This window comes from Nocardiopsis sp. NPDC055824 (assembly GCF_053616335.1).
Window position 1 is genome coordinate 1 of the sequence record NZ_JBSHDN010000262.1, and the last position, 7,634, is coordinate 7,634.

6 protein-coding genes are annotated in these 7,634 nt (G+C 72.7%); 4 read left to right on the top strand and 2 right to left on the bottom strand.

The features are described from left to right. The coding region (locus ACWGL3_RS29515; RefSeq protein WP_452462045.1) for a hypothetical protein at positions 1-665 on the top strand (665 nt) is incomplete at its 5' end. Between the two features lie 44 nt (positions 666-709). Next, entirely contained in the window at positions 710-1,336 is a 627-nt protein-coding gene (locus ACWGL3_RS29520; protein WP_267950286.1) for a hypothetical protein, read from the top strand. A gap of 41 nt (positions 1,337-1,377) precedes the next feature. Here ACWGL3_RS29520 and ACWGL3_RS29525 read toward each other — a convergent pair whose 3' ends face one another. Together ACWGL3_RS29525 and lexA are read right to left on the bottom strand one after the other, a co-directional pair. Further along, positions 1,378-2,475, bottom strand: a complete 1,098-nt coding sequence (locus tag ACWGL3_RS29525; protein ID WP_452462046.1) for an alpha/beta hydrolase family protein — start codon at positions 2,473-2,475, stop codon at positions 1,378-1,380. Positions 2,476-2,705: 230 nt separating this feature from the next. After that, on the bottom strand, positions 2,706-3,425 hold the full coding sequence (gene lexA / locus ACWGL3_RS29530) for a transcriptional repressor LexA (RefSeq protein ID WP_267948658.1): 720 nt from the start codon (positions 3,423-3,425) through the stop codon (positions 2,706-2,708). Between the two features lie 655 nt (positions 3,426-4,080). On the opposite strand from lexA, the gene nrdR reads away from it, so the two are divergent. Both nrdR and ACWGL3_RS29540 read left to right on the top strand, forming a co-directional pair. Continuing rightward, positions 4,081-4,584, top strand: a complete 504-nt coding sequence (gene nrdR / locus ACWGL3_RS29535; RefSeq protein ID WP_267948659.1) for a transcriptional regulator NrdR — start codon at positions 4,081-4,083, stop codon at positions 4,582-4,584. Positions 4,585-4,738: 154 nt separating this feature from the next. Beyond that, positions 4,739-7,573 (top strand): vitamin B12-dependent ribonucleotide reductase, encoded by a 2,835-nt coding sequence (locus ACWGL3_RS29540; RefSeq protein ID WP_267948660.1) that lies wholly within the window; start codon positions 4,739-4,741, stop codon positions 7,571-7,573. Positions 7,574-7,634: the final 61 nt, after the last annotated feature.

Genomic DNA, 7,634 nt, shown 5'->3' on the forward strand with positions numbered 1-7,634 from the left:
GGGCCGGGGGCCGCCGGGCGCGGCCGCCGTCCCCCGCGGTCGGCTCGGTGACCGACAGGGAGGCGGGTGGCCGGGTGGGTCCCCTCGTGCGGGTGGCCGTGATCGGTGCGGGCGCGGTGGTGCTGTCCGCGGCCGCCGTCGGCGGCGGGCTGTGGCTGTCCGGGAACGACCCGGACGTCCCCGAGAGCGGTGACGTCCACGCCGCGGCGACCGGCTGCGACGCCGTCACCGGCGAACTCCTCGCGGAGCGCCTGCCCGGGGCGGTCGCGCAGCCCCGGGAGCAGGGCCCCCTGGAGGGCGGCGACAACCTCGTGTGCGCGTGGTCCTCGCCCGGGGCCCCCGGCGGCGACGGGGGAGCACTGCGCGTCGACGTGTCGGCGCTCTTCACCGACGCCACGGGGGAGGAACCGGTGACCGGGGCCGACCGCGCCGCGGAGGCGTACACGGCACTCCTGCCCGTGCGCGCCGAGGAGGTGGACCTGCCGGCGGGCGAGGGCGCGGTGTGGCACGGGCAGGTGCCCGGCACCGCCGAACTCGCCTTCCACAGCGACAACCTGTTCGTGCGCGTGTCCTACGCGGGCCTGGCCGGGCAGGAACCGGTCGACCCCGAGGACGCGGCCGACCTGGCCGCCGAGTTCGCCGGACGGATCGGGGAGTCCCTGTGAGCCCGCAGTACCCCGCCCAGCCCCCGTACGGCCCTCCTCCCGAGGTGGTGCCGTCGGCGCAGCCGCAGAGCAGGGGCTGCGCGACGGCGGGAGTGGTCGCCGCCGGCCTGGCCCTGCTCCTGCTCGCGGCCGGCGCGATCTGGTACGTCGTCACGCGGGACTCCCCGGAGACGGGCGAGTACGAGTCGGCCCCCGAGTGCGCCGCCGTCGCGACGGAGACGCTGGACGCGCTGGTGCCGGGGCACGAACTGGAGCTGGAGGAGCCGGTCGGCGGTCCGGAGGACCCGGCCGGGTCCGGGTGGCAGTGCCGCTGGGCCACCCCGGAGGGCCCGGGAGAGGCGGTTCCGGCCACGGCGACGCTGGTGATGGTGGCCGCTCCCAACCCGGGCGGGGTGACGACCGCCGCCGACAACCTGCGCGCGACCACGGAACAGCACGACACCACCGGGCTGGACGGTGTCGGCGAGGAGGCGGTGCGCTGGACCCGCGGGGCGCCGTTCACGGTCGGCTGCGTGGGGACGCGGGTCTCCAACCTGTACCTGGAGTCCTGCTACAGCGTGGCGTCCCGCTACGACGCGACCGAGCCGGCCGACGAGGAGCGTATCGTCGCCGACGCGGAGGAGCTCGCCCTGGCGGTGGTCGGGGCCCTCCCGGAGTCGATCCCCGAGTGACGGGCCGGCGCCCCCCCGGGCGTCCCCGACGGCCGGGAGCCCTACCAGGCGGTGTCGAGGAACTCCTCCAGCGCCGGGGCGACCCCCTCGGCGAAGGGTCTGTCCGAGTCCAGGACCGCCGCTCCGGGCTCGTCCTCGAAGGCTCGGAGGATGTGGTCGGTACCGGGCAGGTCCACGCGTTCGGCGCCGTCCAGACCCGTCATGAGCCGGTCCACGTCCTCCCGAGAGACCTGGGCGTCGTCCTCCCCCCACAGGACCAGGACCGGTGTGCCCTCGGGCAGGTCGCGACCGAGTTCGACGGGGTCGAGGCCGTCCATGAACGCGAGGAAGTCGGCGTTCCACGGTGTGTAGACGCCGAACCGGTCGCTCTCCTGCGACGTGAGGTCGCGTCCTCCCCTGACCGCGGCCCGCCCGGCGCGCATGTCCGAGAGGAGCTGCACCGCCTCCGCCTCCTCGATCTGGCCCGCCCCCTCCGCCATGCGGACCTGCTCGGTGACCTGGCGGTCGAGGAGGTCCAGGTAGCGCGTGCCCGGAGGGGCGGCCAGCACCAGCGCGGGCGAGGGGTGCCCGGAGCCGATGAGCTCGTGGGCGCGCAGGGCGTAGAGGGCGCCCTCGCTGTGGCCGACGACGACCACGCGCCCCGGGTCCACCTCGGGCTGCGCGACGAGCTCCTCGTACGCCGCCACGACCTGCCGGTCGAAGACCCCGGGGTCCACAGGGGCGATCGTCCGGACGCCCCCGGGGCCGGTCTCCTCCCCGGTCTGCGGGTCCGGGCCGCTGCCGAACTTGTCGTAGCGCAGCGAGGCCACACCGGCTTCGGCGAGTACGCGGGAGAGGTTGCGGTTGGTGTCGGCGTCGGGCCGCACGGGCGCGTTGCTGTCGCGGTCGGTGGGACCGCTGCCGGAGATGATGAGTGCGCCGGGGACCCTCCCGGACGCGTCGTGCGGTGTGCGGAAGCTCGCGGAGACCTCGTGCCCGCCGCCCTCGAAGGCGAGTTCGCGCTCGACCCCGCCGGCACCGGGGGGCTCGGCGCCGCCTGTGTCGGCCGGGGCGCAGGCGGCGGAGAGCAGGACCGCGAGGGCACCGCCGACCAGTGCGGCGCGCGGTCGGGCGGAGGGGGAGGAGAGTGGTGTGGACACGGTTCCAGCCTAGCGGCCCCGCCCGGCGGGCCCCCGTCGTCCACAGGCCCTCCCGCGACCGTGCGCCTGCCGGGCGGCCCATGCCCGGGAGGCCGGGGATGCGCCGAGGTTCCCGCGACCGCGCGCGTGCCGAGCGGCCCCGGCCGCCGGGCGCCCGCGCGCACGGCACGGCGCCCCCGGGCCGTCGCAGGACGGCGCCGGGGGCGCGGGGCAGTGGGGCCGGACCGGGGTCAGACGCGTCGCATGACCGCGACGACCTTGCCCAGGACGGTGGCGGCGTCCCCGTTGATCGGCTCGTAGGCCTTGTTGCGCGGCATCAGCCAGACGTGGCCGTCCTCCTCGCGGCGCAGGACCTTGACGGTCGCCTCGTCGTCCAGCAGGGCCGCCACGATGTCACCGTTGTTGGCGTCCTGCTGCTGGCGGACCACGACCAGGTCGCCGTCGGTGATGGCGGCGTCGATCATCGAGTCGCCGACCACGGTGAGCATGAACAGGCGGCCCTCCCCGACCAGCTGGCGGGGCAGCGCGAGCACGTCCTCCACCGACTCCTCGGCCAGGATGGGCCCGCCGGCGGCGATGCGGCCGACCAGGGGCACGGCCGCGGCGCGCGAGGGGTCGATGTCCTCGGGGGTCACGGTCCGGCCGGAGGAGCGGCCGGGCGAGCGCAGCTCCACCGCCCGGGGCCTGTTCTGGTCCCGGTGCAGGTAGCCCTTGCGCTGGAGGACCTTGAGCTGGTGCGCCACGCTGGAAGGGCTGGAGAGGCCGACCGCTTCCCCGATTTCCCTTATCGACGGGGGGAAGCCCCGCTCGCGCACATACCGCTGGATGCAGTTCAGGACGCTCTGCTGTCGGGCGGTGAGTTTGGGGGCTTCGGGCGTGGATCCCCCCGTGTTCCCCACTGCGGTGAGAACGGCGGTGGAATCTGCGGTTCCGGGATTCTCCTCCGGCACGGCCGGGCCTCCTCGGCATTCGGTTCGGTCAGGGCCTGATTGCGTGACTGGCCACCACCGGTCCGCAACCGCGCCGACCTGGGGTCCGCGTGATGGCGAAACCAGCGTGAAATCACAGTCAACATTAGACGTTGCGCACGGTGATATCAAACAAGCGTTCGATGGCTCGGTCCATTGTCCCGCGTGTTTTCGCGGTCAATTTCCGGCCTCTACCGACGTGTGTACACGTGTTCACGTGGTGTTGTCCCCGGAATGCGCGAACACGTCTCCCCGAGGGCGGTTCCGGGGGATGTGGGACTGGTCTCCCGGATCCCGGGGGCGATGCCGGAACCCCCTCGTGGAACGTGCTTCCGGGCGCGGCGGGCCGCCGGTCGCAGCGGGCGCCGGGGGCCTCCGCCGCTATTCTTGTCGACGGAGCCGGACGCCCCCGGGGCGGCCCGGCGCCCCCGCGCCCCCATGTCCGCCCCCTGCCTCCGCCGCGGGTCCCGTCGCGTGTCCGCGTGCGGGACACGCGGGCCGCGGAGTTGCGGGCCACCCCTTGCTGCGCCTAAGTTCGACCACAACATCTGGTGCTCTCGCGGGATGGATTGCCCAGGAGTTGTGGTTTAGTAGAGATACAGGGTGTCGATTCGGTGAGGGAAGCAGGTGAACCAGGATGCACTGTCCGTTCTGCCGCCATCCGGACACCAGGGTGATCGACAGCAGGTCCACCGACGACGGCGCGGCCATCAGGCGCCGCCGGTCCTGCCCGGTGTGCGAGCGCAGGTTCACCACGCAGGAGACCGTCCTGCTGATGGTCGCCAAGCGCTCCGGGGTCACCGAGCCCTTCAGCCGTACCAAGATCATCGCCGGGGTGCGCCGGGCCTGCCAGGGCCGCCCCGTCTCCGAGGACGCGCTCGCCAAGCTCGGCCAGCAGGTCGAGGAGGAGATCCGCGGACGCGGCGTCGCCGAGGTGCCGGCCCACGAGATCGGCCTGGCCATCCTCGGCCCGATGCGTGACCTGGACGAGGTGGCCTACCTGCACTTCGCCAGCGTCTACCGCGGTTTCGAGAGCCTCGCCGACTTCGAGGCCGAGATCGCCAGCCTGCGGCAGGACCGGGAGGACGGCGACGGCGGCGCGGCCGGCCCCCTCCCCGAGAGCAGCACCACCACCGGGTAGCGCCCCCGCGGCCGGGAGAGGGCCGCGGGCGGGGCACCGCAGGGGCCGGCCGGACATCGCGGGACACGTCCTCCCGTGACCGGCCGTCCCGTATTCCAAGGACGCCGTGCACGGTTGGGCAGGCCGTGCCCACGAGGTAGGGGGAGAATCCACGATGACGGAAACCGCCAGCGGTTCGACGGGGCGCAAGGGCAAGGGGAGCCGCAAGGGCCTGAAGATCAAGCGGGTCTTCACGACCCCCGGGACGCACCCGTACGACTCCCTGGAGTGGGAGCGCCGCGACGTCGTCATGACCAACTGGCGTGACGGCACGGTCAACTTCGAGCAGCGCGGCGTGGAGTTCCCCGCCTCCTGGTCCATGAACGCCACCCAGATCGTGGCGAGCAAGTACTTCCGCGGAGCCGTCGGCACCCCCGAGCGCGAGTGGAGCCTCAAGCAGCTCATCGACCGCGTCGTCGGCGTCTACACCGCGACCGGCGTCGAGCACGGCTACTTCGCCGGCGACGAGGACGCGGAGATCTTCGACCACGAGCTCAAGCACGCCCTCGCCAACCAGCTGTTCAGCTTCAACTCGCCGGTGTGGTTCAACGTCGGGACGGCCTCGGCGCAGCAGGTCAGCGCGTGCTTCATCCTCTCCGTCGACGACACCATGGAGTCGATCCTCGACTGGTACAAGGAAGAGGGGATCATCTTCAAGGGCGGGTCCGGCGCGGGTGTGAACCTCTCCCGCATCCGCTCCAGCAAGGAGCTGCTGTCCTCGGGCGGCACGGCCTCCGGACCCGTGTCCTTCATGCGCGGAGCCGACGCCTCGGCCGGGACCATCAAGTCCGGCGGAGCCACCCGCCGGGCCGCCAAGATGGTCGTCCTGGACGTCGACCACCCCGACATCGAGGAGTTCGTCGAGACCAAGGCCCGCGAGGAGCACAAGATCCGCGCCCTGCGCGACGCCGGCTTCGACGTGGACCTGGGCGGCGCCGACATGTTCAGCGTCCAGTACCAGAACGCCAACAACTCCGTCCGCGTCTCCGACGCGTTCATGCGCGCCGTCGACACCGGCTCCGAGTTCGGCCTCACCTCCCGCACCACCGGCGAGGTCGTCGCCACCGTGGACGCCAAGGACCTCTTCACCCGGATGGCCAGGGCCGCCTGGGAGTGCGCCGACCCCGGCATCCAGTACGACGGCACCATCCAGGACTGGCACACCAACCCCGAGACCGGGCGGATCAGCGCCAGCAACCCGTGCAGCGAGTACCTGTCCCTGGACGACTCGTCCTGCAACCTGGCCTCGATCAACCTGCTGAAGTTCCTGCGCGAGGACGACACCTTCGACGTCGAGGGCTTCACCAGGCTCACCGAGCTGGTCATCACGGCGATGGACATCTCCATCACCTTCGCCGACTTCCCGACCGAGAAGATCGGTGAGACGACCCGCTCCTACCGCCAGCTCGGCATCGGCTACGCCAACCTGGGCGCCCTCCTCATGGCCACCGGCCACGCCTACGACTCCGACGGCGGCCGCGCCGTCGCCGCCGCCGTCACCTCGCTGATGACCGGCACCGCCTACCGCCGCAGCGCGGAGCTGGCCGGGGTGGTCGGCCCCTACGACGGCTACAAGCGCAACGAGCAGGCCCACAAGCGCGTCATGCGCAAGCACGCCGCCGCCAACGACGACCTGCGCACGGTGACCTCCCTGGAGGAGCCCGTCCACGCCGCGGCCACCCGCGAGTGGGCCGAGTGCCTCAGGGTCGGGGAGCGCAACGGCTGGCGCAACGCCCAGGCGAGCCTGCTCGCGCCCACCGGCACCATCGGCTTCATGATGGACTGCGACACCACCGGCATCGAGCCCGACTTCTCGCTGGTCAAGTTCAAGAAGCTGGTCGGCGGCGGTTCGATGCAGATCGTCAACCAGGCCATCCCGCGCGCGCTCGCGAACCTGGGCTACCAGGACGAGCAGGCCGAGGCGATCGTCGAGTACGTCGCCGGGAACGGCCACGTCGTGGACGCCCCCTCCCTGCGTCCCGAGCACTACGAGGTGTTCGACTGCGCGATGGGCCGCCGCTACATCAAGCCCATGGGCCACGTGCGGATGATGGCCGCCGTGCAGCCGTTCCTGTCCGGCGCGATCTCCAAGACGGTGAACGTGCCGGAGGACGCCACGGTCGAGGACTTCGAGCACATCTACTTCCAGGGCTGGAAGCTGGGCCTGAAGGCGCTCGCCGTCTACCGCGACAACTGCAAGGTCGGCCAGCCGCTGTCGACGGGCGCGTCGGAGAAGGAGGAGGCGGAGCCCGAGGTGCGGACCGTCGAGGTGGCCCGCCCGGTCCGCCGCCGCCTGCCCAAGAAGCGTCCGAGCGAGACCACCTCGTTCTCCGTGGGCGGCGCCGAGGGGTACATCACGGCGGGCTCCTACCCGGACGACGGCCTGGGCGAGGTCTTCATGAAGCTCGGCAAGCAGGGTTCGACCCTGGCCGGGGTCATGGACGCGTTCTCCATCGCGATCTCCATCGCCCTCCAGTACGGGGTGCCGCTGGAGACCTACGTGGACAAGTTCACCAACATGCGGTTCGACCCGGCGGGCATGACTGACGACCCGGACATCCGCATGGCCCAGTCGGTGGTGGACTACATCTTCCGCCGCCTGGCCCTGGACCACCTGCCCTACGAGGAGCGCGCGGCCCTGGGCGTCCTGTCGGCCTCCGAGCGCCAGGCGCAGCTCGCGGGCGAGGACCCGGCCCAGGTCGCCGCCCAGGTGGAGTCCTACGCCCAGTCCGCCGCCACCCACGGGGCGGAGGCGCCCGGGACCCCGGACGCGCCCGCTCCGCAGGCGTCCCCGGCGGAGCCCGCCGAGGTGCACTCCACGGCGGACCTGCTGGCCGGCCAGGGATTCGTCGCCGACGCGCCGCTGTGCGTCACCTGCGGCACCAGGATGCGGCCCTCCGGCAGCTGCTACGCCTGCGAGGGCTGCGGCTCCACCAGCGGTTGCAGCTGATCGCACGACGGCCCCGAGCGGGGCCGGGACACGCCCGCCGGGGGCGGGGGCCGTACGGCCC